The following is a 26,899-nucleotide window of genomic DNA, read 5'->3' on the forward strand; positions in this document are numbered from 1 at the left end:
ATCATGCGACATATCATCAGGTTCGGCCTGGCTTCGGTTTTGGCTTTGACATCAGGCCTCCTGGCTTTGGCGCCGACAGGCTATGCACAAGTGGCTCAGGGCGCGTCCTCATCCGCCGCCGTCAATACGGTGACAGACAGCCAGGAGGCGCAGACGGTCACCATTTTCGGCAAGAAGCCTGAAAAGGGCGATCCGACCATTACGCAGATTCCGACGCATGACGCCGATTCGTGCGGCTTCATGAACAATTACGATCCCAACAGTGAAGAGATCGTGCAGGACTATCTGAAGTCTTTCTACGGCGATTACACCTCGACCATTGGCGGCGGCGCGACGGGCGACACGTCCGGCGCTGATCAGAGCGGGGTGCGCTTCAAGGACAATTCGCCGTTCGGCAATGTCTCCGAAGGCAACGCCGCCGATCACAACACCTTGCCGGGCATGCAGATCGGCGCCACGGGGCCGGATGGCCAACCGGTCGATGGCGACACTTCATCAGGCGGCTGTCTGCCCTCCGACAAGGCGTTCGCGGCGGGGCGCTCCTACATCGCGCGCACCGATCATTCGCTGAAGGACGCCTTCGCCGCCTTCGACGCCAGGGACTACCCAAAGGCGCTCGACCTGTTCCGCAAATCCTACGAGAAGATGGGTTACGATTCCGCCGCCCTGATGGAGGGCAAGATGTATCTGGCGGGCATGGGAACCAAGCCTGACGCGCAACAGGCGGTGATGTGGCTCAAAAAAGTCGTCGAGGCGCGCTTCGGTCCGGGGGATGTACTGGCCTTCAACCCCGACGATCCCACCTATATGAACACCCGTATCGACGCCGCCATGACTTTGGCGAAGATCTATATGGTTGGATTGGGCGGCGTGCCGCGCGACGCCGCCGAGGCCAAACGCTGGTACATGAAGGCCGATGATTTCGGCTACATGCCCGCCACCCATACGGTCGGCCAAATCTACGAATACGGCTATGCTGGCGAGAAGAACCTGCCCAAGGCCGTGAGCTATCTGAAAAAAGCCGGCACGGCGGGCTATACGCCGTCCATGTACGAACTGGGCGAGCTTTATCGCAGGGGCGGAGACGGTCTGACGCAGGACGACAAGCTGGCGGCGCAGTGGTTGATGGAAGCGGCCAAGCGCGGCCATCCCGACGCGCTCTACGCCATCGGCAATATGTACGATCTGGGTGAAACCCTGCCGCACGATCCGCAAAAGGCCGTCGTCTATTACAAGGAAGCCGCGCTGAAAGGTCAGGCCGATGCGCAGGACGCCATCGGTCTGATGTTCTATACCGGCGAGGTGGTCGGTCAGAACTATGACACGGCGCGCAAATGGTTCTATCAGGCCGCCCTGCAGCGCCAGCCTGACGCCATGTTCAATCTTGGCGCCATGTACGCCAACGGACAGGGCGGAGACAAGGATCTGGTCAAGGCCTATGTCTGGCTGACCCTGGCGAAAGCCGAAGGCGCCGATCAGGCCGCTCCGGCTCTGACGGCGGTGGCGGCGCATATGAGCGCCGACGAGCGGACCAGGGCCGACGCCTTTCTGCAGCCAAAGGCGGGCTAATCGGCCTGCCAGCCGCCGCCAAGCGCAAGGAAAACCTGCACCTGATCGGCGGCGATCTTCGCATCCATCATCGCCAGCGCCTGATCGGCGCTCAGCACGGCGCGACGCGCGTCCAGAACGGGAAACAAAGAGACGCGTCCCGCCTTTTGCAGGCTGAGCGTCTGGGCGAGATTTTGCGCGGCGTGATCATGCGCCGTCTGCAGCTCGGCGCGCTGATCGAGGTCGTGGGCATAGAGGTTGAGCGCGGCTTCTGTCTCTTTCAGGGCGGCGAGGACGACGCCGTCGAAATGGGCCTCGGCGAGGTCGATGTCGGCATTGGCGGCCTTGATATGCGCCGTCGCGACCTTCTGGTTCGGAAACTCCCATGAAATCAATGGGCCGAGCGAATATTTCATCGTGTCATATCGCAACGCGTCGCTGGCCAGACCGCCGGAGCCAAGGCTGGCGCCCAGAACAATCCGCGGATAGAGCGCCGCGCGCGCCGCGCCCGCGCGCGCTTCCGCCGCTTCAAGCGCGAACTGGCTGGCGCGCACGTCGGGGCGGCGCTTGAGCAGGGCGGCGCCGTCGCCGATGGGGATGGCTTGCGACACAGTGGGCAAGGTCTTGCAGGCGTTAAGTCCGGGGGACAGTTCTGAGGGCGCGCGACCGGTCAGCAGGGCCAGCCGATAAAGCGCCGCCGCATGCGCGGCCTGCAAGGCGGGCAGGGTGGCCCTCGCCAGAGCCTCCTGCGCCTGGCTGCGCGTCACGTCGCCTTCAGCGCCGCGACCGGCGGCCTTGAGGCGGCGCACAGCAGCGCCAGTCTGGTTTTGCAAAACGATGACATCCTGGGTGAGCGCAGCTTCGCGTCCGGTGGCGCAGACATCGAGCCAGGCGCGCGTCGTATCGGCGACGACGCTGACGCGCACCGCATCATAGGCGGCCTGAGCGGCGCCCATGTCCGCGCCGGACGCCTGGATCGCGTTCTTCACCTGACCTGAGAGGTCGAGCTGATAACTGACTGACCCATCGACAGAATAGAGAAAATCGCTGGGAATGTGTTCGCCGAGCAGCAGGAATTCCTGCGCCGATGGCATGCCGTAGCCGAATTGCCCCTTCAGGTCGGTATGGACGCTGGCCGCCGCCCTGGCCAGATCGAGTCCGGCCTCGGCCTTTTCGAGCCTTGCATTGGCTTCGCGCAGGTTCGCATTGGCTTTCAGCGCGTCGTCGATCAGTTTGTTGAGCGTGGCGTCGTTGTAGAGCTTCCACCAGTCGCCGGGGACGGCGTGGGCGGCGAAGGCGGGATTATCTGCGTTCAGAAAGGCGCCCTGCGCAGCGGGGTTTGCGATCTGCGGATGGGTTTCGGGTGCGTGCAGCGGCGCGCTGACGCAGGCGGACAGGGTCAGGAGAGACGCAGCGAGGAGCAGGCGACGGATCATTGCGCGGCTCCTGTCTGGACGATTTCAACTGTCGCTGTTCGACCGGCGACAAGATTGACGCCTGACGGCGCCTTGTCGATCTGGACTCGCACAGGGATCCGCTGCGCGAGACGCACCCACGAAAAGGTCGGGTTGACATTGGCGAGCAAAGAGGCGCCGTCAGCGCCGTCGCGTTCGTCAATCCCGCTGGCGATGCTGTCGACATGCCCGTCGATGATCGCGTCGTCGCCCATCAGGCGCGCCCTGACCTTGTCGCCGACATGGATGCGCTTGAGCTTGGTTTCTTCAAAATAGCCAACAATATAGACGGAATTGCTGGCGAGAAGCGCGAATTCAGGATGGCCCGTCGCCGCGAAATTGCCCGGCCGCAGCGACATATTGTTGATGATCCCGTCGATCGGCGCCCGCACCTCGGTGCGCGACAGGTTCAGCTTCGCCGCATCCAGCGCGACGCGCGACTGGTCGAGCGCCGCCTGCAGGGCGGCGACCTTGGCGTCGGACTGCTGCGTGACCTCGGCGGCGACGAGATCGCCGAGCGCGTGATTGCGCGCGGCTTCCTGACGGGCTTCGCGCAAGGCGGGCTGTTGCGCGATGATGGCGGCCTGCGCCTGCTCCACGGCCAGACGGTAGCGCGGCTGGTCGATGGTGAACAAAAGGTCGCCCGCCTTGACCTTCTGGTTGTCGCGCACGGCGACGGAGGTGATCAGGCCGGACACGTCGGGCGCGACCTCGACGACATCGGCGCGCACGCGGCCATCGCGCGTCCACGGTTCTTCTTCGTAATGCCGCCACAGGCCGCGCGCGACAAAGATCGCCGCGACGACGACAACGAGGGTCGGGATCAGGCGAAACAGAAAGTAACGGTTGATTTTCATCATGACACACACATCAGGACAGGGTTAGCAATCGGGCGAAGGCGCCCCAGAGAACAAGGCTCATCGCGACGTCGAACAGGCCGCGATGCCAGATGAAGCGGTAGAGGCGCGCCTTCGCCAGAAGCAGCTCGATCACGCGCCCGGCCACAAAGGCCAGCACGGCGGCGACCAGAAGCGGGTGGATATAGACGCCGCACAGGTTCAGCTCAGGGGTCATCAGGCGATCTCCATCCGGGGCGCTGCGGCCCCCGGAAACAGGTTGCGGCGCAAGCCGGTCAGGGCGATGCGAACATCGCGCGCCGTGGTTTCAGCCAGGGCGCCGTCAAGATCGTCACGCACCTGCGTCGAGGGTGCGGATTCCTCTCTGTCCGCCATCTCGGCGTAGTAGGCGGCGACGGCGTCGAGCAGGGCGTCGATCCGGTCGCGCGCTTCGGGCGCCTCGCGCAGGACGATCAGATTGATCCCCACACGCAGATCGCGAAGAGCGTCCGCCGCCGCCAGCCGCTCGTCGCCGCGCGAAGCGGCCAGACGGGGCGCCAGCAACTGGGCGCGGTCGAGCATCAGGCCGGTCCAGTCGCCGATTCCAGCGGGCAGGCGCCGCGCCGCGATGGCGGCCAGGTCGCGCCAGCCAGCGCGCAGCACGCGCTGCGCCGCCGTTTGCGGGCCGATGACACGGATCAGCCGCGTGGCGATAACCGCGCACATAATGCCAATGACCTGAGCGAAATTGGCGTTGGCGAAGGCGGCGAAATCCGCAGAGAAGGTGTTGGTCAGCGCCAGCCCCATACAGAAGCCAAGGATCAGCGGCATGACGCGGCCATAAAGGGAGGGTTTTGGCAGGAAAGCGCCGAGGATCAGAAGGGGCGGCGCCAGGACAAGACCAAGCGTGACGAAGCTGTGCGTGGCGGGCAGAACGCCGAATTGATAGAGGGCGACGAGCGGCAAGGACAGGATCGTCCAGATCATGAAGCCGCGCTGCGATGGCGTCGGATCGTCCATTGCGCCATAGAAACAGCACATGACGGCGGCGATCATCGGCGCGATGGCGCCTTCCGGCCAGCCGCTGATGATCCAGGCGGCGCAAGCGCCGGTGACAGCGAGAAAGGTGGCGGCGACTGACAATAAGGCCATGCCGAGGTCGATATGCATCGGCCGCTTCAGGCGACGGTTGATCAGCGCCTGCGCCTGCGGCGTCAGGGCGTGGCGAGGATCGCTCAGGTGAAGGCTCAGTTCGCGACCGACGCGCAGGAGGTCCATAAGCTCGCTGAGGCGCGCCAGAAGGTTGAGCGTCAGCAGCCCGCGCCAGCTATTATCCGGCGTCGCCTCTGCAAGCGCGTCAAGGCGGGCGCGCGTCTCTAAGGGTTCAAGCAGCCGATCGCCTTCAATCCACTGGCGCACATCGACAAGACAGGCCTGCACGTCCTCGCTTACGCCGTCTGTGGCCTTTAGCGCGTCCAGCCGGTCTTCGATGGCCGAGATCAGCGGCGCCAGCAGCATCAGCCTGTCCTGCAGGGCCGCCATGCCCGCGCGCGTCGGCGCCGCCGCGTCGGTGTCGTAAGGGACATGGGTGGACAACAGGTGGAGTTCGGTAATGTCCTGCGCCAGCGCGTTGCGGTCGCGCGGACCGATATCCGCGCCGCCGAGCGCGTCGAGCGCCCAGCCGCGCGCATCCTGCTCAATCTGCGCCAGTCGGGCGTTCATGACGCCCGTGACCCCGCGCGGCAGCACGACGGCGTGGACCAGTGTGGCGCATAATACGCCAAGTCCGATCTCCTCGCTGCGCAGGACGGCGATGGTGAAGACCTGATCGGGGTGGGTGACGGCGGGAAAGCCGATGATCGCCGCCGTATAGCCCGCCAGCATGAACAGATAGCTGCGCGGCGTGCGGTCAAGCAGCGACAGAAACTGACAGGCGCAAACCCAAAGGGCCATGACGAGCGAACATAGCGCAGGCGCATTCGCCAGCGGCGGTATAATCAGCACCGCGCCGCCGGCGCCGAGCAGGGTGCCGGTGAAGCGATAGGCGGCCTTGGAGCGCACGGTCCCTGTCAGCGGCTGGCTGACGATATAGACGGTCGCCATCGCCCAGAAGGGACGCTCCAGACCGATGCTCATGGAGACGAACAGGGCCAGCATCGCCGCCACGAAACTGTTGACGGAGAAGATGATGTCGCGAAGGCGCGCCATGGTCTTAACTTTCAGCGCGCCGGATGGCCGCGTGAAAACGCTCCAGGACGCGCAAGGTCGTGACGACCTCGTCGTCTGTGGAGTCGCTGAGCAGGGCGCTGCGCAGGGATTGCGCCAGGGTTTCGGCGCGCCTGGCCAGTTCATGACCTGCAGAGGTCAGGTGCAGGGTCTTGGCGCGCTTGTCCTGTTCGCACGGACGGCGCTCAACGAGTTCGGCGCGTTCAAGCTGGTCGAGCAGAGGTACTAAAGACGGCGGCTCCATGCCCAGCTCCTCGGCCAGCGCGTTCTGGCGCACGCCGTCGCCCAGCCGCCCCAATAGCATGACCGGCAGGGCGAGGCTGTGCGAGACGCCCAGGCGGATAAACGCCTTGTCGATATGTTTGCGATAGGCGCGCGACACCGGGCCGAGTAAGGCGGTCAGTTGGCGTTGCGTGAGGAGAAGGGGCGAGGGCATGGGTGACACTTAATTAGTTAGGCACCTAATTAATATGATGCTGCGATAGGAATGTCAAGCGCTCCGCTCCCTGAGTGGCGGTGAAGGCCAATCAGGACGTGGCCGCAGGAGGTTGGTGAAACTTGGTGGAAACCTGAAGGTAACAATCCTGCCAAGTTAGGTCTAAATTCCGCCGCGATTGGCGACGGAATAAGCTACAATGCGCGTTAAAGAGCAAATTCGATCATTTAATGCTTCTCAGACAGGCCGATGCTCCGACCTTTTTCTCAGTCGATTTCTCGTCTTGCCGCGCCGTCTCTGGGTTTTGTCAGCCTGTTGGCCCTGATATGCGCCTCGCCGGTTTGGGCGCAAACCCAAACCCAGCCGCCAAAAAAGCCGCAGACTCAGACCGCTAACCCGTCAAAGGCCAATATGCCTGCGATGGGCGCGGGGGACAGCGCGGCGGCGACGGAGGTTCCGACCACGGTGACCGTGCGGGCGCAGAAGCCTGAGATCCAGCACAAGGCCGACCGCGATGTTTATGACGTGACGCAGGATCCCGACGCCGCCACCGGCAGCGCCGCCGATGTCATGAACAATATTCCGGCGGTGACGGTCGATCAGGACGGTTCGGTCGCCCTGCGCGGCGACACGAATGTGCAGATCTATATCAACGGCAAGCCCAGTTCGCAGATGCAGGGCGACGACCGCGGACCGGCGATGCAAAGCCTGTCGGCGGACGATATCGACTCGGTCGAAGTGATGACCAATCCTTCGGCAGCCTTTGGGGCCGACACCGGCGGCGGCATCATCAATATCGTGCTCAAAAAGGGCAAGCACATCAAGCCGAACACCTCGTTCAACCTCGCCATGGGCGATGCGGGGCGCTATCAGTTCGGCTTCCGCTCCGGCGCCAATATCGGCAGGCTGACCCTGAACGGCAGCGTCAATCTGCGCTCGGATACGCGCAAGAACGGTTCGCACAGCGACCGCCAGCGCATCGACCCGGCTACGGGCGACGTGCGCGCCTCCAGCCAGGACAATCAGTCCAGAAGCCGGACGCAGAACGTCTCGGCCAATCTGCACGCCGATTATGACGCCAGCGATTACGACACCGTCTCGGCGGAGCTGCATGTGTCGCGCCGCACGCAGGATGGCTACAGCGCAAGCGAATACCGCTATTTCGATGATGTCGGAGCCGTGAGTTCGGCCTATGCGCAACTGGGTGATCAGCGCGGTCCGTCAGGTCACGCCAGCGCAAGCTTAAGCTGGGATCATCGCGGACAGGACAATCCCGACAACGATTTCAAGCTGGAGCTGAAGCACTCGGAATCGACGCCGGAGCATGAAAGCGACTATCGCCAGATCTATCATCAACCGCTGAAACCCGACGCCTTCTATGCGACGCGGAGCAAGACGCGCAACGTCAATGACGATTTCAGCGGCGACTGGAAGCGCGTATTCGGGGGCGGCCAGCAGGTCCAGGCGGGCTGGGACGTGCAGCATACGCAGTCCGACGTCTGGAATTACCGCTCGATGAACCATGCCGAGGGCGAGGCGGAGGTCGCCAATCCCAACTACACCAATCAATTCAATGTCGATCAGACGATTTCAGCGGGTTATGTCACCTGGCAGAAGACCTTGGGCAAGTTCTCCGCGCAGGTCGGGCTACGCGGCGAGAAACTGGACGAGACGCTCGATCAGGTCACATCGGGCATTGAGGCGCATGTCGATCAGGTGAGCTGGAATCCGAGCCTGTTCCTGCTCTACACGCTCAATGACAAGGACGGTCTGCGCGCCTCTTACGGCCACAAGATCGTGCGGCCCGGCGCCAATCTGCTCAATCCCTTCCTGCGCTATGGCGACGCGCAGACTGTCAGCTCCGGCACTCCGTATCTGCTGCCCGAACAGGTCGAGACGTGGGAACTGGAGTACGATCACACCACGCGACCGTTCAACGCCTCGGCGACCCTGTTCTACAAGACCGTCACGGACAATTTCTCGCGCGCCAGCGACTATTTGCCGGGGTCGAGCGATGTGTTGCTGACCACCAATATCAATGATGGATCGCGCAAGAATGTCGGCCTGCAATATTCGCTCAACGGGCAGGGCGACGTGCTGCGCTACGGTCTGAACGGCGTGCTGGGCTGGTCTAGCCAGGACTCGACCGATTATGTCACCCATGCGCCTGTGCACCGCGAGAGCGGCAATTCGAGCGCGCGCCTCTATGCGCGCTGGTCGCCCAATAAGAAGAACACGCTCGGCATGTATGTGCGCTGGCGCGGCCGCCAGCTTCTGTCGCAGGGCTATCGCGACGGCTCGACCTCGCTGAACCTGTCCTATCAGTATCAGATCGTGCCGAACAAGGTGCAGGTCACCGTGAATGCGCGCGACGTCCTCGCCAGCCAAGGCGGGCGCAGCGTCACCCAGACCAGCACGATCTATAATGTCACCGACCGTTACGATTACGGCGCCACCTTCATGCTGGCCCTGCGTTATACGTTTGGCGCGCCGCGCGACCCGCAACCGGATCAGAACAGACGACGCGACAATAAAGGGCCGATGCGTCAGCGCAGCGATTCTTTTTAACGCCGAGAATATGGCTGACGAATCGTCCGCGATTCGCCACAATTGGCGGTAATAAGCGGCGGATTATTCGCGTATCGGGCCTGACATGGCGCAAGCACCCATCTTTTACGACCCGACGGGACGGCGCCAGCGCGCCTCTTTCATCGGCGTCATCACTCTGATCGTTCTGGCGGTTCTGCTTTTTGCCGGACTGGTCCTGTCCATCCTGATCGTGCCGTCGCCCAAGGGGCTTGACCTGCACATGGAGTACCCGCGGCCGGAAGCCTCCAGGATCTTGCTCAATCACGCCAATCCACGTCATCGGCCCTTGAGCGCGACGCGCGGCGTCGCCAATGTCAACCAGACCATCGTGGCCTTCTATACCCCATGGGACGACGCAAGCCGGGCCTCGCTCGAAAAACATATCAATAATATCGACGTTCTCGCTCCGGTCCTGGCGTCGGTGACCGGGCCGAAGCACAATTTTATCTACCAGCGCGATGACGCCCTGACCTATCTGATCCAGAACGCCGCCCACCGTCCCGCCGTATGGATTACCGTGCAGAACGTCGCGAAAGATAACTGGGACAGCGCCAATACAGCGCGTCTGCTGGGTGATCGCTCGGCGCGTCATAAGCTGATCCTTCAGATTGGCGACATGCTGCGCAAAGAACGCGCCCAGGGCGTGGTGTTCGATTTTGAGGCCCTGCCTGACGCCAGCCTTGCCCCCTATCTGACGCTGATCCGCGAGGCCAGAGCCACGCTCGGCGCGCAGGGTTACGTCGTCACCTTGACCGCGCCGGTGGATACAACCGTCTGGAATTTGCGGGCGTTCGCCAATGCCGCCGACCGCCTTTTCCTGATGATCTACGATCAGCACTCCATGGCCGACCCTGCAGGACCGATCGCAGGCCAGGACTGGTTCAACAGTCGACTGGCCTATGCGCTTAAATCCGTGCCGCGCGACAAGGCCATCGTCGCGATTGGCTCCTACGCTTATGACTGGACCAAAACAACCGACGGCGGCCTTAATGTCACGCCGCGCACGGTTGAAGAAGCCTGGCGCATCGCCCGCGAATCCCAGGTCCAGATCCAATTTGACCCGTCTTCCGGCAATGCGCACTACGCTTACAGCGAAGACGGCCGCGAGCATGAGGTCTGGCTTTTGGACGCGGTCAGCGCCTGGAATCAGCTGCGTTCGATTGATGACTCCAACGCCTGGGGCGTCGCCCTGTGGCGCGTCGGTTCGGAAGATCCCGGCGTCTGGAGCGATTTTCGCACGTTTCAGACGACGACGACGCCGAAGCTGAACCAGCTGACGCCGCTTGGCGACGTCGATGTCGAGGGCGATGGCGAGATTGTTCATATCGACGCAACCCCGACCAATGGTGAGCGGGACGTTGTGTTCGACCGCAACCGCATCGCGCAAGACGAGACTTATAAGACTTTGCCGACGCCCTATGTCGTGCGCCGCACGGGCTACGCGCCCGGCAAGCTGGCCCTGACCTTCGACGACGGGCCGGATGCGCGCTGGACGCCGCGAATTCTCGACATCCTCAAAAAGGAGCATGTGCCGGCCACCTTTTTCGTCATCGGCGAAAAGGCGATCGAACATCCAGAACTGCTGCGTCGCATGGTCAATGAAGGGCACACCATCGGCAACCACTCCTACACGCACCCAGACATGTCTAAAGTGCCCCCGTCGTGGCTGCGTTTCGAGCTGAACTCCACGCAGCGCGTGGTGGAGGCCTATACGGGCCGGTCGATGCGCCTCTTACGCATCCCCTATTTCGGCGACGCCGAACCGACGACGGAGAACGAACTGGGACCGGCGCTGGCGGCGCAGAATCTCGGCTATACCAATGTCGGCCTGCACGTCGACTCCGAAGACTGGCAAAAGCCCGGCGTCCCCACCATCATCCATAATGTCCTGCAAGGCGTCGCCGACGGCGAAGCCAGCCAGTTGACGCCGCAATGCAAATACGATTCGTCCGAATGCCGTTCCGGCCAGATCATCCTGATGCACGATTCCGGCGGCGACCGCGAGCAGACCATCAAGGCGCTGCCGGTCATTTTAGAGACCCTGAAAAAGGAGGGCTATCAGTTCGTCCCCGTCGGTCAACTGGTCGGCCTCAATCAGGATCAGGTCATGCCGAAGGTCTCGGGCTCAGATCTGGCCGAGGTGCGTTTCGACGTCGGCCTGTTCATCCTGATGGCGTGGGGCGTCAAGGCGTTACAAGGGCTGTTCATCATTGCCATCGTGCTGGGGATCAGCCGCGCTCTGCTTCTGTCGGCTCTGGCGATCTGGGCGGAGTACACCGGCCATATGGACCCGCCGGGCAGCGAAGGCGATCCCGAGCAGGAAAAGGCGGTCGCCGACTATGTCAATGCGAGCTTCGTCAGCGTGGTCATCCCGGCCTATAATGAAGCGCGGGTGATCGAGGCGTCGGTACGGCGTGTGCTGGCTACTGTCGGCGTCGCCCTTGAGGTCATCATCGTCGATGATGGCTCGAAGGATGCGACTTCGCAGATTGTGCGCGAAGCGTTTGCCGATGACAGTCGCGTCAAGCTGATCACACAAGCGAATGCGGGCAAGGCCGCCGCCGTCAATAACGGCATCGCGGCGGCGAAGGGTGAAATCCTCATCGCGCTCGACGCCGACACCCAGTTCGAGCCGGAAACCATTGCGCGGCTCGTGCGCTGGTTCATCCGGCCGGAAATCGGCGCGGTGGCGGGCAACGCCAAGGTCGGCAACCGCTTCAACTGGGTCACGCGCTGGCAGGCGGTCGAATATGTCACCGCGCAGAACCTGGAGCGCAGCGCGCTGGCGACCTTCGGCGCCATGATGGTGGTGCCGGGCGCGATCGGCGCATGGCGCCGCGCCGCGCTGGAGGCGGTGGGCGGCTATCCGAACAACACCCTGGCCGAGGATCAGGATCTGACCATCGCCGTGCAGAAGCTCGGCTGGCATGTCGCCTATGATCAGGAGGCCGTGGCCTGGACCGAGGCGCCGGAAAGCTTTGGCGCACTGATGAAGCAACGCTTCCGCTGGGCGTTCGGCACCCTGCAATGCCTGTGGAAGCATCGCGATGTGCTCAAGACCGGCAAACCAAAGGGGCTGGCCCTGATTGGCATTCCGCAGGCCTGGATATTCCAGATCGGCTTTTCGGTGATCTCGCCTTTGATCGACTTCGCCCTTGTGGTGAGCGTCATCGCGACCTGGGTGCAGGTCTATAATCACGGCTGGGCGCAATCCGAAACCGATATCGGCAAGATGCTGATCTACTGGCTGGCCTTCCTGACCATCGACGCCCTGTGCGGCGCCATCGCCTACTGGCTGGAGCCGCGCGAAAAGTCGTATCCGGTCTTCTATCTGCTGTCGCAGCGCTTCGTGTACCGCCAGATCATGTACTATGTGGTGCTGAAGGCGCTGGTGTCCGCCGGACGGGGTTTAAGCGTCGGCTGGGGCAAGCTGGAGCGTTCGGGGCGGATGCAGGTGAAGCGATAGAGACGATCTCCTCCTCGCCGGGGCGAGGAGGAGATGGCACAGTCGCTTTATTCGGCGGGAACCGACGGCACGTCGATCTCGCCGCCCAGCGCCTTGAACTTCTTCGACATGTCATCCATGCCCGCCTCGATATCGGCGCGCTCATTGTCCGACAATGAGGCGGCGTAGTCGCGGACGTCCTGCGTGATCTTCATCGAGCAGAATTTCGGCCCGCACATCGAGCAGAAGTGGGCCGTCTTGTGCGCCTCTTTGGGCAGGGTCTCGTCGTGGAAGGCGCGCGCGGTTTCGGGGTCGAGGCCGAGATTGAACTGGTCCTCCCAGCGGAACTCGAAACGGGCGCGGCTCATGGCGTCGTCCCACAGGCGCGCGGCGGGGTGGCCTTTGGCGAGGTCGGCGGCGTGGGCGGCGATCTTGTAGGCGATCACCCCGTCTTTCACGTCCTTGCGGTCGGGCAGGCCCAAGTGCTCCTTGGGCGTGACGTAGCAGAGCATGGCCGTTCCGTACCAGCCGATCATGGCCGCACCGATGGCCGAGGTGATGTGGTCATAGCCAGGGGCGATATCGGTGGTCAGCGGTCCAAGCGTATAGAAGGGGGCTTCGCCGCAGGTCTTCAACTGCTTGTCCATATTGGCCTTGATCTTGTGCATCGGCACATGGCCGGGGCCTTCGATCATGACCTGACAGCCCTTCGCCCAGGCGATCTGCGTCAGCTCACCCAGCGTCTCCAGTTCCGCAAATTGCGCCCGGTCGTTGGCGTCGGCGATCGAGCCGGGACGCAGACCGTCCCCTAAGCTGAACGACACGTCATAGGCACGCATAATATCGCAGATCTCCTCAAAATGCGTATAGAGGAAGTTCTCCTTATGGTGGGCCAGGCACCACTTGGCCATGATCGAGCCGCCGCGCGATACGATGCCGGTCACGCGCTGCGCGGTCAGGTGGATATAGGCCAGGCGCACGCCGGCATGGATGGTGAAGTAATCGACGCCCTGCTGCGCCTGCTCGATCAGGGTGTCGCGATAGACCTCCCAGGTCAGGTCTTCGGCGACGCCATTCACCTTTTCCAGCGCCTGATAGATCGGCACCGTGCCGATCGGGGCGGGCGAGTTGCGGATGATCCATTCGCGGATATTGTGGATGTTGCGGCCGGTCGACAGGTCCATGACATTGTCGGCGCCCCAGCGGATGGCCCAGACCATCTTCTCGACCTCTTCTTCCATCGAGGAGGTGACAGCCGAATTGCCGATATTGGCGTTGATCTTGACCAGGAAGTTGCGGCCGATGATCATCGGCTCGACCTCGGGGTGGTTGATATTGGCCGGGATGATGGCGCGGCCGCGGGCGACCTCGTCGCGGACAAATTCGGGCGTGATGTAATCAGGGATGGACGCCCCGAAATCTTCTCCGTCGCGTAAGACGTCGGCGTTTTCGGCGCGACGCAGGTTCTCGCGGATGGCGATATATTCCATCTCCGGCGTGATAATGCCTTGGCGCGCATATTCGAGCTGGGTGACGCTCTTGCCGTCTTTGGCGCGCAGCACTTTCGGCAGGTTCGGGAATTGCGGGGCCAGCGCGCCTTCGGAGACATTGCCGTTATCCTCCGGCCTAACCTCGCGCGCCTCGATATATTCCACATCGCCGCGCTCCACGATCCATTGTTCGCGCAGGCGCGGGAGGCCTTTTGCGATGTCAGGCGTGAAACTGGCGTCCGTATAGGGACCGGAGGAATCGTAGATGGTCAGCGGGCCCTCGTTCGCCGACGGATGCACGCAGACCTCGCGGAACGGCACGCGAATGTCCGGGTGCAGCGTGCCGGGCTCATAGACCTTGCGCGAACCGGGAATGGGGGAGTTTTCGACCTTGATCGGCTTTTGAATAGTAGGCTTGTTCATTGTTCCCTCGTCAAAATTTGAGGGATCATGCGCGTTAAGTGCGGGCGCTTGGCCATGAAGACCAGATAAAGCGTATCCAACTCCCTTCGCCGGCATGACCCGGATCAGGTTCGGCGGGTTTAGGACGCTCTCGTCCCGTCTCAGCCCGCCTTAACGCGCGGACACCCCGGTGAACTGCGTCGGAGCATAGGCTGTTGGCGGCCTCGGTCAAGCGCCAACTGCACACCTGTTGCCGAATGCGACAGGGATGGTTAAGACTGCAACCTTTCCCGATTCCGGCCTGTTCCTGTAAGCGTTGTCCATGTCATCTGAAAACTCGTCCGAGACCTACGATCCTTTGACGCCGACGGCGGCGGCGCAAAAAACCCTGAGCGGTCGCGACGCGTTTTCGCTGTGGTTTTCGCTCGGCATCGGCCTGCTGGTTTTGCAGGGCGGGGCGCTGTTGTCGCCGGGCTTGTCGCTGGCGCACGCCCTGATCGCCATCGTGATCGGCAGCGTGATCGGCGCCGTTCTGCTGGCGCTGGCGGGCGTGGTCGGCGCCGATACCGGCCTGTCCGCTATCGGCTCCTTGCGACCGGCGCTGGGCGTGCGCGGTGCGCATGCCGCGGCGATCCTGAATGTGGCTCAGCTTGTCGGCTGGGGCGCGTTCGAGATCATCGTGATGCGCGATGCGGCGGGAACGCTGGCGCAAAAGACATTCAATTGGTCGGCGGCGTGGCTGTGGACGCTCGGCTTCGGCGCCCTGGCGACGGCTTTGGCGGTGCTGGGGCCGCTGGGTTTTATCCGCCGTATCCTGCGCCAATGGGGACTGTGGGTTCTGCTGCTGGGCGCGGCCTGGATGACCGGAGCGCTCGTGCTGGGTCATGATTGGGGCGCGGTCTGGCGTCAGGCGGGCGACGGGTCGCTGTCAATGTTCGGGGGCGTCGATATTGTGGTCGCCATGCCCTTATCCTGGTTGCCGCTGATCGGTGATTACGCCCGCTTTGGCAGGTCGGCCAAGGGCGTGTTTCGCGGAAGCGCCCTTGGCTATGTGCTGGCCAATATCTGGTTTTATGCGCTTGGCGCCGCCTATGCGCTGACCGCGACCGATCTCCAGGGCCAGTTACTGGCGGCGCTGGCGGGGGCGGGCGGCGGGCTGGCCCTGGTGCTGGTGCTGGTCGATGAAACGGACAATGTCTTCGCCGATATCTTCTCCGCCGCCATGTCCTTCTCCACCATCATGCCCGCCGTCAGCAGGGCGAAGGTGCAGATAAAGCATCTGGCCATCGGATTTGGCGCCCTTTGCACGCTGATCGCCCTGTTTGTGCATATGGACCGGTTCATGAACTTCCTCTATCTGATCGGCTCGGTGTTTACGCCCTTGTACGGCGTGCTGCTGGTCGATCATTTCGTCATCCGCGAACGCAAGGTCGCGACCGATGTGCGCAGTCTGAACGGTCCCTATGGCTTTGTCGGCGGGTTCCACATCGTGGCCATCGCCTCGTGGGGCGTGGGTGTGGCGACCTATCATTACATACTGGACCTGCTGCCGAACTGGGGGGCGACCCTGCCCGCCTTCTGCGTGTCAGCCTTCACCTACTGGGCGCTGCGGCTGGCCTTTGGCCGCCCGGAGCTGCCGCGCTGACCCCGGCAGCGGTCGGAACAGTAGCGCACCTCGTCCCAGACCTTCGCCCATTTTTTGCGCCAGGCGAACGGGCGTCCGCAGACCACGCAGGGCTTGCTGGGCAGGTCGGCCTTTTTCACAGCTTGCCGTCCTCCATGCGCTGCAGCGTGTCGGCGGCCTTGGCGCGTAAAGCCTGACGACGATCCTCGGTCATGCGGTCCCAGTTGGCGTAGACATAGGGCAGGCGCGGATTGCCGCGCAGACGGTCCTCATTCCGCGCGAGAAAATCCCAGTACAGGGCATTGAAAGGGCAAGCATTGTCGGTCAAGGCTTCAGTGGGATTGTAGGCGCAGCCGTCGCAGAAATTGCTCATGCGGTGGATATAGGCGCCCGACGCTGCGTAAGGCTTCGATCCGAGTATGCCGCCATCGCCATAAAGCGCCATCCCTAGCGTATTGGGCAGTTCGACCCATTCATAGGCGTCGGCATAGACGGCCAGATACCAGTCGCAGACTTCGGCGGGCGCAAGGCCCGCCAGGAGGGCGAAATTGCCGGTGATTATCAGGCGCTGGATATGATGCGAATAGGCGTGGTCGAGCGTATGGCGGACCGCCTCGGACACACAGGCCATCCTTGTCTTCGCCGTCCAGTAAAAGCCGGGTAAGGGGCGATGGGCGTTTAGATGGTTCATCCCGGCGTAATCGGGCATGTAGCGCTAGTAGATTCCACGCACATATTCGCGCCAACCCAGGATCTGACGGATGAAGCCTTCGACCGCGTTGAGCGGCGCGCGGCCTTCTCGGTAAGCGGTCTCGGCCAGCCGGCAGATTTCCAACGGGTAGAGCAGGCCCGCATTGAGATAGGCCGAGATCAGCGAGTGATAGAGATAGGGCTCGCCTGCCTGCATGGCGTCCTGAAAGGCGCCGAACTGCGGCAGCAGATGGTCGATAAAATGATGCAGTTCGCGCAGGGCCTGTTGGCGCGTCACGGCGAAATGAAACGGCTCAAGTTCGCCGATATGGCCGCTGAAGCGGTCGCGCACCAGGTCCAGAACCTCCTTCGTGATGGCGTCCTTGCGAAAGCTCAGCCGCTTCGGCGGCGCAGGGATGGCGCGCGGAGGTTTGCGGTTTTCGGCGTCGAAATTCCATCGCCCGCCTTCCGGCTCGCCGTTTGCGTCGAGCAGGACGCCGTATTTGCGGCGCATGACGCGGTAGAAATATTCCATGCGCGGCTGCTTCAGACCTTCGATCCACAGTCGGAAATCTTCATGCGTGGCGAGGAAGCGCCGGTCCTCACGGATGTCCACCGGCAGGTAAAACCGCAAGGACCAGGCGTTGATGGCGCTCAGCAGCCGCAATTCGCCGGGCTCGGTCACGACGATGCGGGTAATAGCGTGATCTTCGACAGCCCGCGCGACCTCGCCATCCAGACTCTGAGCGTTGTCGCGATCATCCAGCCGGACATAGCGCACGCGGAAACCCTCAGCGCGCAGCTCTTCGGCGAAATGACGCATGGCGGCGAACAGGAAGGCGATCTTTTTCTTGTGATGTTTGACATAGCTGGCCTCGCGCATCACCTCGGCCATGAGAATGATGTCGGCGCCAGGATCGGCGTCGGCGAGCGCGCTCAGATCGCGCGAGAGCTGGTCGCCGAGGATCAGGCGCAAGGTGGTCATAGGCGCTGTTACGGCGCGACCTCACGCGCGGATCAGCTTAATCTTTCGGAAAGCAGGCCGGGCTTAATCTTATCCACAGGCTAGGGTCATCACGCCATAGCAGGGGCGTACACAATGACGATGAGACTGCCCGATCATCCGGTTCAGGTCGATCCGCACGGGAGCGAGCCGCACCATGTTCCACACGGCTACAGCTATCCGAAAGAGCGCCATCACTGGTGGTGGTACGCAGGCTTTGTCGTGGCTTTCGTCACGGTCGCGTTGATTGTCATCGCCTTCAATGCGTTCGACCACGCCAGCCCGCCGCTTTGCTCGCGCGACGTCATCCAGACCCTGTCCTCAGACGACGGGGAGATGGAGCTGTCGCTCGCGCAGGTTTCGTGCTTTGGCGGCGATCATCAGAGGCGGTTGATGATCCGGCGGCTGGATCACGGCTCCGGCGCGCCGCATACGCTGGCCACTTTCAGCGGCGACGCCAATGTGCGCGCGACCTGGTCGGCGGATCGCGAGGTTGTGGTCAGCGAACGGGGCGGTCGCATCGAGACCTTCCAGCCGATCTGGCGCGATGTCCGCGTCCATTTCAGAAAGTAGCCAAAAGGCGCGCACCAGAAAGATGCGCATACGTATTCTCGTTCCCCCATCGGCGAAGGCGTGGCAGGTTGCCTCCAAAACATATGGGAGGCCGATATGAACTTCACCACGCTTGCCGCTGTGGCGGCATTGATGTGCGCTGGACCCGCCTTGGCGCAGACCACAGCGCCTGACGTCGCGCCGGTCGCGGTCGGCGATACCAAAAGCGCCCTGCCCAAAGACTGGAATCGCGACGCCGCCTTTATGGAAATCTTCGTGCGCTCCTATCAGGACTCCAATGGCGACGGGATCGGCGATTTCAACGGTCTGACCTCGCGGCTCGACTATCTGAAAAGTCTCGGCGTGACGGGAATATGGCTGATGCCGATCATGCCGTCCGAAGACCATGACCACGGCTATGCGGTCAGCGATTATCGCGCCATCGACCCGGATTACGGCACGATGGCGGATTTCGAGCGCTTTGTGGCCGAGGCGCACAAGCGCGGCATCGGCGTGATCCTCGATTTTGTCATCAACCATTCGGCGTCGGACAACGCCATCTTCAAGTCCGCCGAGGCGTCTAAATCCAGCCCGTATCGCGACTGGTACGTGTTTTCCGATCAGAATCCCGGCTGGTATGATGCGAAGACGCGCGGCCAGAAGGACGCTTTCTACACCGATCCGTGGCGCAAGGCGCCCGACGGTCCGGGCTACTATTACGGCGTCTTCTCCGAGCAGATGCCGGACTGGAACCTGCGCAATCCGCGCGTCGTGCAGTATTTGCAGGACACGATGCGCTTCTGGATGAATAAGGGCGTGGACGGCTTCCGGCTCGATGCGGTGACCATGCTGCTGGAGGATGGCCCCAAAGCCTATTTCAACAATCCCGGCAATCCGGCCATCGTCGCCAAATTGCGCGCGACGCTCGATACGTATCAGAACCGCTATATGATCTGTGAGGCGTCAGAAGGCGCATCCATGTATCTGAAAGCGTGCAACGCCTTCGCCTACGGCACGCAGCAGCACATCATCTCAAGCGTCAAGGCGGGGAAGCTGGATGATGAGCTGGTCGAGGCGTTGCAGAGCCCCGATCTCGACAAGACGCCGCTGGCCCTGCAAAGTCACGATTCCTACGTCGGCGACCGCCTGATTGATCAGTTCGGCGTCAATGGTCAGGAGGGCTATGAACTGGCCGCGGCGATCTCGATCCTCGCTTCTGCGACGCCGTTCTCCTATTATGGCGAGGAGATCGGCATGAGCAATAACGGCGTTTATAACGATCCCGGTTTGCGCGCGCCGATGAGCTGGACGGGGAATACGCGCACGGTCGGCTTCACCACCGGCAAGCCGTATCGCGACGTGGCGATCAATGCGGCCAGCATGAATGTCGCCAATGAGGAAAAAGACCCCAATTCGCTGCTCAATTTCTACACGCAGCTTTACCAGTTGCGGCAGGCGCATCCGGTGTTCGGGACCGGCGCCTTCGATCTGCAATCCAAAGCGGGCGACGCGACCTTGATCTTCACCCGCACCAACGCCAGCGACGAGGCCGCTGTGGTGGTCAATCTGTCCGACAAGCCGCAGACCGTCCGCGTCAAGGTCGCGCCCGATACAAGCTTCGTCCCGGTTGGCAATACGGGAGACCATCGCAGCGGCGTCGACGGCGCTCTCTCGGTCAGCGTCGCCGCCCGCGATATCTCGGTTCTGGTCAGGAAGTAGTCGTCCTGGCTTTTGATACGGCTTTGGGGCGTGTACAACACCCCCGAAGCCCTGGGCCGAATCCCCGTCGTCCTGCGGCTTTTGGCATTGCGGAGCGCGGTATGGACTGGGACAAGCTGTTGAACACAAGCCGGATCGGCGCGCCCGACTATGCCGAGCAGCCGGGCCGCCCCGCCCATATGGTCGATATCGACCGCATCACCTTCTCGGCCCCTTTCCGGCGGCTGGCCAACAAGACGCAGGTGCATCCGCTCTATGACAATGACCACGTCCATCAGCGCCTGATCCATTCCATCGAGGTCGCCAGCGTCGGGCGCTCGCTGGGCGTCGAGATCGGGCAATGGCTGGTCGATGACAAGGCGATCGACGAGACGCAGCGCGAACGGATTTGCGGCATCGTGCAGGCGGCGTGTCTGGCGCACGATATCGGCAATCCGCCCTTCGGCCATTCCGGCGAAGCGGCGATCGGCGCCTGGTTTGCGGAGCGTCTGACGGCGCCGCAGGGCGTGCTGGCGGAGCTGACGCCGGACGACTGGGCGGAATTCATCGCCTTTGAAGGCAATGCGCAGGGGTTCCGCATCCTGACCCGCGCCGAGATGAGCGTCAATCGCGGCGGCATGCGCCTGTCGCTTGGCGTTTTGGGCGCGTTCAGTAAATATCCGTGCGTCGCCGCAGTCAGCGCCGCCCGGCCCGCCGCCTATTGCGGACTCAAGAAATTTGGTGTTTTTAACAATGATTACAGTCAATTCGATACTATATCTGATGCTTTGGATCTGCCGCGCGAGACGTCGGTTGCGGGCGCATGGCGGCGGCGTCATCCACTTGTTTTCCTGATGGAGGCGGCGGACGATATTTGTTATAATATCATGGACTTGGAAGATGCTTTTACGGCGCGCGACGTGTCGTTCGAGCAGGCGAAGACGTTGCTGTCGGCGCTGTTTCTGACGCCCAATATCGCCTATGCGCGCAAATCCGAAGCGGGGGAAATCGCCGTGCTGCGCGCCAAGGCGATTCACAGCGCGATCAATGCCTGCGTCGAGGCTTTCAAGGCCAATTACGCCGGGCTGATGGACGGGACGTTCAGCGGTTCGCTGATCGAATCCTCGTCCAAGGCCGCCGAATTCGCCGCCATCCAGGCGCTGGCCAAGGCGCGCATCTTCAAAGCGCCACGCAAGACCGAGTTGGAAGTGTTTGGCCGCAATGTCATTTATCGCGTTCTCGATGGGCTGATCCCGCTTGTCGAGGATCTGGCGGCCAAGGGTTGGGACGCGGACCGTCTGTCGGGCTATCATCAGCAACTGGCCCGGGCGGTCAATCTCGATTTCGACGGGGTGGCGACGCCCTATGACGCTCTGCACGCCCTGACCGATTTCGTTTCCGGCATGACCGACCGGTATGCCGTCAAGACCGCCGAGATGTTGTACAGCCGATAGGCTTGTATATCCATCTTGAATATACTAAAATCCTGTCCATGACCCGAACCAGCCTGTTTCAATCCAATCGTACGCAAGCTGTGCGTCTGCCGAAGGACGTCGCCTTTCCGCAGAATGTGCGCGAGGTGGTTATCCTTCGCGACGGGCGCCGCCGTATCATCGCGCCGTCAGACAGCATCTGGGACGATTTCTTCGCGTCGCCCGGCGTGGATCTGGGGTCGCGCGAACAACCGTCCGCACAGGAGCGCGACGCCTTCTGATGCTGCGCTACATGCTCGACACCAATCTGTGCATCCGTGTGCTGCGGGACCGTCCTCAGGGCTTGCGCGAACGCTTCAACGCCGAGGCCGATGGTTTGTGCATCTCCAGCATCGTCCTGACGGAACTCCTGCATGGCGCGGCCAAATCGGCGCGACCGCTGGAAAACCGGCATGAGGTTGAGCGATTTTCTGCGCGTCTCGACGTGCTGGATTTCGACGCTGAAGCGGCGGAGCAGGCCGCCGATATTCGCGCCAAGCTGGAGCGCGTCGGCCAGCCGATCGGCGGGTATGACGTGCTGATCGCCGGGCACGCGCGAAGCCGGGGCCTTGTGGTGGTCACCGGCAATCTGCGCGAATTCACGCGCGTCGAAGGCTTGCGCTGCGAAGACTGGATGGCTTGATATGACCACCTTCAGCCGACTTCGCGACGCCAATCGGGCGCGGCAGGCGCAGTGGGACGCCGACGACCGGATCGGGCTGATCTATCGCGCCAACGAACTGGCGGGCGAGGTCGGCGAGGCGTGCAATGTCGCCAAGAAGATCGAGCGCGAGCGGCTGGGCATTGCGGGCAGCCGCGCCACAGTCGCGCAACTGGCTGAGGAACTGGCCGATGTGGTCATCTGCGCCGATCTGGTGGCGATGGGCGAGGGAATCGACCTCGACGAAGCGGTCGCCGCCAAGTTTAACGCCACCTCGGAAAAGATCGGCCTGCCGCAACGTCTTTCGGCGGCGTCTTATCAGGCGCGCGTCGCTGACTGGATGCAGGCCTGTTTCGGGCCGAAGATCAGCGCCGACCTGACTGAGCGCTGCTACCGCTTTCTGGAGGAGGCGGGCGAGCTGTGTCAGGCGCTGGGTATGAGCAGGGATCAGGCGCGCGCCATGATCGACTACACCTTCAGCCGCGAGGCGGGCGAACCAAAGCAGGAACTGGGCGGAACGATGGTGACGCTGGCGGCCTTATGCAATGCGGCCGGGCTCGACATGACAGGCGAAGGCGAGGTCGAACTGGCGCGCATCGACGCGCCGGAGGTCCGGGAGGCCATCCGCGCCAAGCAGGCGGACAAGCCGTTGCGTGGCGCGGTGGATTGACGGCGCCTATCGCCTGCGCCGCATGGTCTGCTTTTTGAGTTCGGCGGCGAAGGCTGAGCGGGAGTCGGCGACGATCCTGCCCAACAGCTTCGGATCGACGAAGGCCGATGTCTGACCAGCGCGGGCGCGGGCCTCGCGCCCCAGCACGTCGGCGATGTCAGGATGGTTGCTCAGGACGATGTCGGCCTTCATTGCGCCGACGCGATCAAAGCTGCGTTCATAATCGCGGACGATATCAGGATAGCGCTTATTGCCGACCAGCCGGTTGCCCGCGACGCTGAGGCTGCATGGAAACACCACATTCAACACACGGCCCGGTTCGATCACCTGGGTGGACCAGGTGGTGCAGCCCCTGGTGTGGCCGGGCGTGAAGGTTGCCGTCATACGCACGCCGCCCAGCGCGACGTTTTCACCGTCCTTCAGCACATGATCGACCAGGACCGGCGGGAAATGGCCGCGCGGATAGGTTGTTTCTCCGTCATGCGTCCCATGCTCCAGCGCCCAGCGGTCGCCAGGCGAGGCGTAGAAGGCCGCGCCCGTGTCGCGCTTGAGCCGGGCTATGCCGCCCGCATGGTCGAAATGGGCATGCGAATTGAGAATGATCTTAATGTCGCTGAGTTTGAAGCCGAGCGACCTGATATTGGGCTCGACGAGCGGCGCGTTTTGCTCCAGTCCGACGTCCAGCAGAATCACCTGTTTATTGGCCGCGATCAGATAGGCCGCTATGCCTTTTGTCCCGACATAATAGACATTGCCCGCAATGCGGAACGGCGCGACGGGCGCCGACCAGTCAGGATCGGACTGCGCGCGGGCGGGCGCGGCGGCCAGCAGGGCAAGGACGCAGATAGCGATAACGGACTTCATAGCAGGCTCCTGAAAACACCTCTGTGGCCCTTGCATATCCGGCTATAAAGCCGCCGCGCAAACGAGAAGATTGGGGAGCAGCTCTTAGAAAAATTCAGAACGGCATGACCTCGAACGTGCCGGCGTAGCTATAGCGTGAGCCGGGTTCGACCGGGCCGCGCCGACCGCCTTCGCCGGATTTTGCGCCGTTATGTTCGCCTTCCGGCTCACGCGGCGGATAGCTGGCGCCGATCCAGTACATCTGGGCCACGGGCCAGGTGACGGTGAACGCGCCGCTCGCGTCGGTCGTCGCGTCGGTTTCCTTCAGGTCGCCGCGATAGCGCACGCCGCCCGGAATGATCTGCACCATCAGGCCCGCCAGCGGTTTGCCGTCCAGATAGGCGCGGAAAGAGGCCGCTTCGCCCGCTGCATAGGCCGAAGGGTCGCTTAACGGGATGATCTCAAGCCCGCGACCGACCGGCTTGAGCCTGGCCAGAGTCGGCGCGTCGAGCGTCACCCAGGTCTCAAAGCGGCTGAGGACGTGCATGACGCGCACATCCGTGGCGCCCGCCGGTATCTGACTGGTCATGTCGGAGGCCGCGCCGCGAAAGCGCTGCATCTCGCCGTTCAGCCTATAGCTGGCCATAACCGTGTCGCCCGCGACGGCGATGCGATAGGTTCCCGGCTGCGGCAGGGTCAGGTCAAAGGACGACCGCTGTTTCGCGGTCGCGACCTCCTGCGGCTGAAGCGGCGAGCCATCCGGCGCGGTGATCGTCAGGCCGTCCAGCTTCAGCGCGAAGGCGTCGGTCTGGAACAGGTTGTCTGACACCGAGCCGTCGATGCTTACGGTCGGGTTCTTGCCGGTGAGGAAGGATTGCGACGGTAGCAGCCAACTGCGGTGCGCGTGCGCCGTCAGGGGCGGGGCGAGGAGGCTCAGGGCCAGCAGGGACGGGAGGATGAAGCGTTTCATGAGGGCTCCTAATAGAGGTCGCGGCGGTATCTGCCGCTGAGCAGGGCGTTGTCGGTCCAGGCGTCGCCCATCAGGTCGCGCAACGCCTTGTCCACGGCGCGGCCCATGGTAAAGCCGCCGCAGATCAGGACGGCGCCGTCGCGGATCAGATGGTCATAAACCCGCGCGCCTTCAGCCATGAGCATGTCCTGCACATAGGTCTTTTCGCCATCATCAGGTCGGGAGAAGGCAAGACTCAGGTGAGATAGCTTGCGTTGCACAATCCACATGTGCGCCTCATCGGGCAGGGCGACGTCGCGGTGCGGATTCCGCTCGCCATAGACCAGCCAGATTGGGCGCTTCTGCGCGGCCATAATGTGCGCGCGCAATCCCGCCAGACCGGATCCAGCGCCGATCAGCAAGAGCGGTCCATCACCTGCGGGCGCATGGAAATTTTTATGACTTTTAAGGCGCAAGCGAAGTGTGTCGCCTTCCGCCGTATCGTGGAGCAACAGACCAGACCCCTTACCCAGAAAGCCATCCGGGCCTGTCGCTTCCCGCACATAGAGTTCGGCATGGCCTTCTGCGGGCAGGCTGGCGATGGAATAGTCGCGGCGGTGGCCGTCCGGGGTTTCCAGTTCGATCAGATCACCGGCTTGCCAATCGCAAGCGATATGCGGCGTCAGGCGCAGGCGATAGAGCGGATGCGGGCTGTCAGGGTTGAGGCGCGCACGCTCCGTCAAGGTCCATAGGGGCGCGGGCGCTTCTTTCGGCGCAGCGCCGCCCCCAAGACCATCGAGCAGCGCCTCCCAGTGTGAAAGCGTCGCCGCGTCGAGATCGTCAGCGGTCAGGCAGGGGCTGAGCGCCGTTGCGCCGCACGCCTGCAAGCCTGCATGCACGCGCAGGCCGAAGGCGCAGAAGGCCGTATATTGGCGATCCCCCAGGGCCAGGACGGCGAAGCTCTGCCGGCTGAGGTCGGGGCGGGCCGCCAGCGCCTTGTCAAACGCCCGGCCTTCGTCGGGCGCGTCGCCGTCGCCCGTGGTCGAGGCGACGATCAGCAGGGTCTGAGCGCTTTGCAGATCGCTCGCATCCATATCGGCAAGCGAGGCGAGTCCGGCGTCGACGCCGCCCGCGATCAGGCGCGCATGGGTTCGGCGGGCGATGGCTTCGGCCTGACCGGTTTGCGAGGCGTAAAGCACCCGCACAAGACAGGAGGCGGCCGTGACGCGCGGCTTCGGCTTCAGCCGCGCCCAGCTCAACCAGACAAAGGCCAGCAGCGAGGCGCCCGACCACACAAGCCGCGCCGGATCCTGGGTGACGTCGATCATCCGGCCCAGCCCTCTAGGCGCGGACTGAGGACAGTTCGCACGGCGTCCCCGTCACGCACCCGTAACCAACAAGGCAGATCATGTTCGGCGGCGAAGCTCAGGGCGCGCGCTTCACCCATAACGATCAGGGCGGTCGCCAAGGCGTCGGCGCGCCAGCAGTCGCGGTCGAAGACGGTGGCGGAGGCGATGTCCGAGGTCGTGGGCGCGCCGGTTTCCGCATCCAGGGTGTGCGAATAGAGGCGGCCTTTGTGGACGAAGGCGCGGCGTCCGTCGCCGGAGGTCGCCGCCGCCCAGCCGCACAGGGCGACGCGCGCATCCGTATGCTCGATCCCGACCCACCATGGCTGGCCGTCAGGCTGCACGCCCCAGCCTTTCAGTTCACCGCCGATCTCGACGAGCGCCGCCGTTACGCCCGGTTCGGCGCGACAAAGCCTAAGAACCTCATCGACAGCGAACCCTTTGGCGACGCCACACAGATCGAGCTGGACGCCGTCGGGCTTGATAAGGCCGCTTCCGGTCAGATGCAGGGCGCGCCAGCCGCTGCTCGGCAAGGCGGCGATGTCGGCGGCGTCAGGCAGGCCCTCTGGCACGGCGCGCGCGCCGAAACCCCAAAGTTCGACAGCGGCGAGGAGGCAGGGATCGAAGGCGCCGTTCGTCAGCACGGCGATCTCCAGAGCGCCACGCAAGACCTGCATCGTCAGGGCGGGCAGGGGGACGACATCGCCCGCCGCCGCCCGATTGAAGCGGGTCAGGTCGGACTCCTCGCGATAGGGACTCATCTCGGCGTCTATGCGCTCAAGCTTCGCCGCGCAAGCCGCCCGCAGCCGGTCAAGCCCTGCAAAGCGCGCCGGATCGGCGCAGAGCCGCACCCGCCACGTCGTCGCGAACGCCGCGCCGCCAAAGCTCAGTCGTTGCGCCGTCCGCTGCAGGTCCGGCGGCGCGTCGAGGTCGGGAATGAGGACGGTGGGGTCGGCGGCGGTCAT

23 protein-coding genes and 1 riboswitch are annotated in these 26,899 nt (G+C 63.2%); of the genes, 10 read left to right on the forward strand and 13 right to left on the reverse strand.

The genetic code is table 11. The features are described 5' to 3' along the window. Positions 1-3: 3 nt before the first annotated feature. A complete protein-coding gene (locus tag ACTHLA_RS00150; RefSeq protein ID WP_440183856.1) occupies positions 4-1,569 on the forward strand; it encodes a hypothetical protein in 1,566 nt (521 codons plus the stop codon). Here ACTHLA_RS00150 and ACTHLA_RS00155 read toward each other — a convergent pair. Genes ACTHLA_RS00155 through ACTHLA_RS00175 form a run of 5 tightly spaced genes read right to left on the reverse strand, consistent with a single transcriptional unit; the run spans position 1,566 to position 6,500 of the window. Beyond that, positions 1,566-2,984, reverse strand: a complete 1,419-nt coding sequence (locus ACTHLA_RS00155; RefSeq protein WP_440183858.1) for a TolC family protein — start codon at positions 2,982-2,984, stop codon at positions 1,566-1,568. The genes ACTHLA_RS00150 and ACTHLA_RS00155 overlap by 4 nt on opposite strands. Continuing rightward, a complete protein-coding gene (locus ACTHLA_RS00160) occupies positions 2,981-3,862 on the reverse strand; it encodes an efflux RND transporter periplasmic adaptor subunit (RefSeq protein WP_440183860.1) in 882 nt (293 codons plus the stop codon). The genes ACTHLA_RS00155 and ACTHLA_RS00160 overlap by 4 nt, the downstream gene beginning before the upstream one ends. Positions 3,863-3,872: 10 nt before the next feature. Next, entirely contained in the window at positions 3,873-4,076 is a 204-nt protein-coding gene (locus ACTHLA_RS00165) for a DUF1656 domain-containing protein (protein ID WP_440183862.1), read from the reverse strand. Beyond that, a complete protein-coding gene (locus ACTHLA_RS00170; RefSeq protein ID WP_440183864.1) occupies positions 4,076-6,046 on the reverse strand; it encodes an FUSC family protein in 1,971 nt (656 codons plus the stop codon). Before ACTHLA_RS00170 ends, ACTHLA_RS00165 begins: the two co-directional genes overlap by 1 nt. Before the next feature lie 4 nt (positions 6,047-6,050). Then, a complete protein-coding gene (locus tag ACTHLA_RS00175) occupies positions 6,051-6,500 on the reverse strand; it encodes a MarR family winged helix-turn-helix transcriptional regulator (RefSeq protein ID WP_440183866.1) in 450 nt (149 codons plus the stop codon). Positions 6,501-6,749: 249 nt separating this feature from the next. On the opposite strand from ACTHLA_RS00175, the gene ACTHLA_RS00180 reads away from it, so the two are divergent. Both ACTHLA_RS00180 and ACTHLA_RS00185 read left to right on the forward strand, forming a co-directional pair. Next, positions 6,750-9,068 carry a TonB-dependent receptor gene (locus ACTHLA_RS00180; protein WP_440183868.1) on the forward strand — a complete coding sequence of 773 codons (2,319 nt, stop codon included), beginning with the start codon at positions 6,750-6,752 and terminating at the stop codon, positions 9,066-9,068. A gap of 85 nt (positions 9,069-9,153) precedes the next feature. Then, positions 9,154-12,555 carry a glycosyltransferase gene (locus ACTHLA_RS00185; RefSeq protein WP_440183870.1) on the forward strand — a complete coding sequence of 1,134 codons (3,402 nt, stop codon included), beginning with the start codon at positions 9,154-9,156 and terminating at the stop codon, positions 12,553-12,555. 47 nt (positions 12,556-12,602) lie between these two features. Here ACTHLA_RS00185 and thiC read toward each other — a convergent pair whose 3' ends face one another. Continuing rightward, a complete protein-coding gene (gene thiC, locus ACTHLA_RS00190; protein ID WP_440183873.1) occupies positions 12,603-14,447 on the reverse strand; it encodes a phosphomethylpyrimidine synthase ThiC in 1,845 nt (614 codons plus the stop codon). 64 nt (positions 14,448-14,511) lie between these two features. Then, a riboswitch (TPP riboswitch) is annotated at positions 14,512-14,626 on the reverse strand. A 122-nt stretch (positions 14,627-14,748) separates the two neighbouring features. On the opposite strand from thiC, the gene cytX reads away from it, so the two are divergent. Beyond that, positions 14,749-16,071, forward strand: a complete 1,323-nt coding sequence (gene cytX, locus ACTHLA_RS00195) for a putative hydroxymethylpyrimidine transporter CytX (RefSeq protein ID WP_440183876.1) — start codon at positions 14,749-14,751, stop codon at positions 16,069-16,071. Here the strand turns inward: cytX and ACTHLA_RS00200 are convergent. The 3 genes from ACTHLA_RS00200 to ACTHLA_RS00210 all read right to left on the reverse strand — a co-directional run bounded on the left by ACTHLA_RS00200 (position 16,023) and on the right by ACTHLA_RS00210 (position 17,725). Further along, positions 16,023-16,190, reverse strand: coding sequence for a DUF2256 domain-containing protein (locus ACTHLA_RS00200; protein WP_440183878.1), 168 nt, complete (start codon positions 16,188-16,190; stop codon positions 16,023-16,025). The two genes, cytX and ACTHLA_RS00200, sit on opposite strands and share 49 nt — an antisense overlap. Then, entirely contained in the window at positions 16,187-16,672 is a 486-nt protein-coding gene (locus tag ACTHLA_RS00205) for a hypothetical protein (protein WP_440183881.1), read from the reverse strand. The genes ACTHLA_RS00200 and ACTHLA_RS00205 overlap by 4 nt, the downstream gene beginning before the upstream one ends. 93 nt (positions 16,673-16,765) lie before the next feature. Further along, positions 16,766-17,725 (reverse strand): cryptochrome/photolyase family protein, encoded by a 960-nt coding sequence (locus ACTHLA_RS00210; RefSeq protein ID WP_440183884.1) that lies wholly within the window; start codon positions 17,723-17,725, stop codon positions 16,766-16,768. 114 nt (positions 17,726-17,839) lie between these two features. Between ACTHLA_RS00210 and ACTHLA_RS00215 the strand changes: the two genes are divergently transcribed. From ACTHLA_RS00215 to ACTHLA_RS00240, 6 genes are all read left to right on the forward strand, one after another. Continuing rightward, the gene (locus ACTHLA_RS00215) at positions 17,840-18,316 is read left to right on the forward strand and encodes a hypothetical protein (protein WP_440183887.1); all 477 of its coding nucleotides are present in this window, start codon (positions 17,840-17,842) and stop codon (positions 18,314-18,316) included. Between the two features lie 96 nt (positions 18,317-18,412). Further along, complete coding sequence (locus tag ACTHLA_RS00220; RefSeq protein WP_440183890.1) at positions 18,413-20,014, forward strand: alpha-amylase family glycosyl hydrolase; 1,602 nt, start codon at positions 18,413-18,415, stop codon at positions 20,012-20,014. A gap of 101 nt (positions 20,015-20,115) precedes the next feature. Continuing rightward, entirely contained in the window at positions 20,116-21,447 is a 1,332-nt protein-coding gene (gene dgt / locus ACTHLA_RS00225; RefSeq protein ID WP_440183893.1) for a dGTP triphosphohydrolase, read from the forward strand. Positions 21,448-21,485: 38 nt separating this feature from the next. Then, on the forward strand, positions 21,486-21,707 hold the full coding sequence (vapB, locus tag ACTHLA_RS00230) for a type II toxin-antitoxin system VapB family antitoxin (protein ID WP_440183895.1): 222 nt from the start codon (positions 21,486-21,488) through the stop codon (positions 21,705-21,707). After that, on the forward strand, positions 21,707-22,108 hold the full coding sequence (gene vapC / locus ACTHLA_RS00235) for a type II toxin-antitoxin system tRNA(fMet)-specific endonuclease VapC (protein ID WP_440183897.1): 402 nt from the start codon (positions 21,707-21,709) through the stop codon (positions 22,106-22,108). The genes vapB and vapC overlap by 1 nt, the downstream gene beginning before the upstream one ends. A gap of 1 nt (position 22,109) precedes the next feature. After that, a complete protein-coding gene (locus tag ACTHLA_RS00240) occupies positions 22,110-22,796 on the forward strand; it encodes a MazG-like family protein (RefSeq protein ID WP_440183899.1) in 687 nt (228 codons plus the stop codon). 6 nt (positions 22,797-22,802) lie between these two features. On the opposite strand, the gene bla is transcribed toward ACTHLA_RS00240, so the two are convergent. The 4 genes from bla to ACTHLA_RS00260 all read right to left on the reverse strand — a co-directional run bounded on the left by bla (position 22,803) and on the right by ACTHLA_RS00260 (position 26,899). Next, complete coding sequence (bla, locus tag ACTHLA_RS00245; RefSeq protein ID WP_440183902.1) at positions 22,803-23,660, reverse strand: subclass B3 metallo-beta-lactamase; 858 nt, start codon at positions 23,658-23,660, stop codon at positions 22,803-22,805. Between the two features lie 94 nt (positions 23,661-23,754). Next, a complete protein-coding gene (locus ACTHLA_RS00250; protein ID WP_440183904.1) occupies positions 23,755-24,609 on the reverse strand; it encodes a DUF4198 domain-containing protein in 855 nt (284 codons plus the stop codon). Between the two features lie 8 nt (positions 24,610-24,617). Then, the gene (locus ACTHLA_RS00255; RefSeq protein ID WP_440183907.1) at positions 24,618-25,916 is read right to left on the reverse strand and encodes an NADPH cytochrome P450 oxidoreductase family protein; all 1,299 of its coding nucleotides are present in this window, start codon (positions 25,914-25,916) and stop codon (positions 24,618-24,620) included. Beyond that, entirely contained in the window at positions 25,913-26,899 is a 987-nt protein-coding gene (locus ACTHLA_RS00260; RefSeq protein ID WP_440183909.1) for an FAD:protein FMN transferase, read from the reverse strand. The genes ACTHLA_RS00255 and ACTHLA_RS00260 overlap by 4 nt, the downstream gene beginning before the upstream one ends.

It is taken from the genome of Asticcacaulis sp., from assembly GCF_051956075.1.
Classification (GTDB): domain Bacteria; phylum Pseudomonadota; class Alphaproteobacteria; order Caulobacterales; family Caulobacteraceae; genus Asticcacaulis.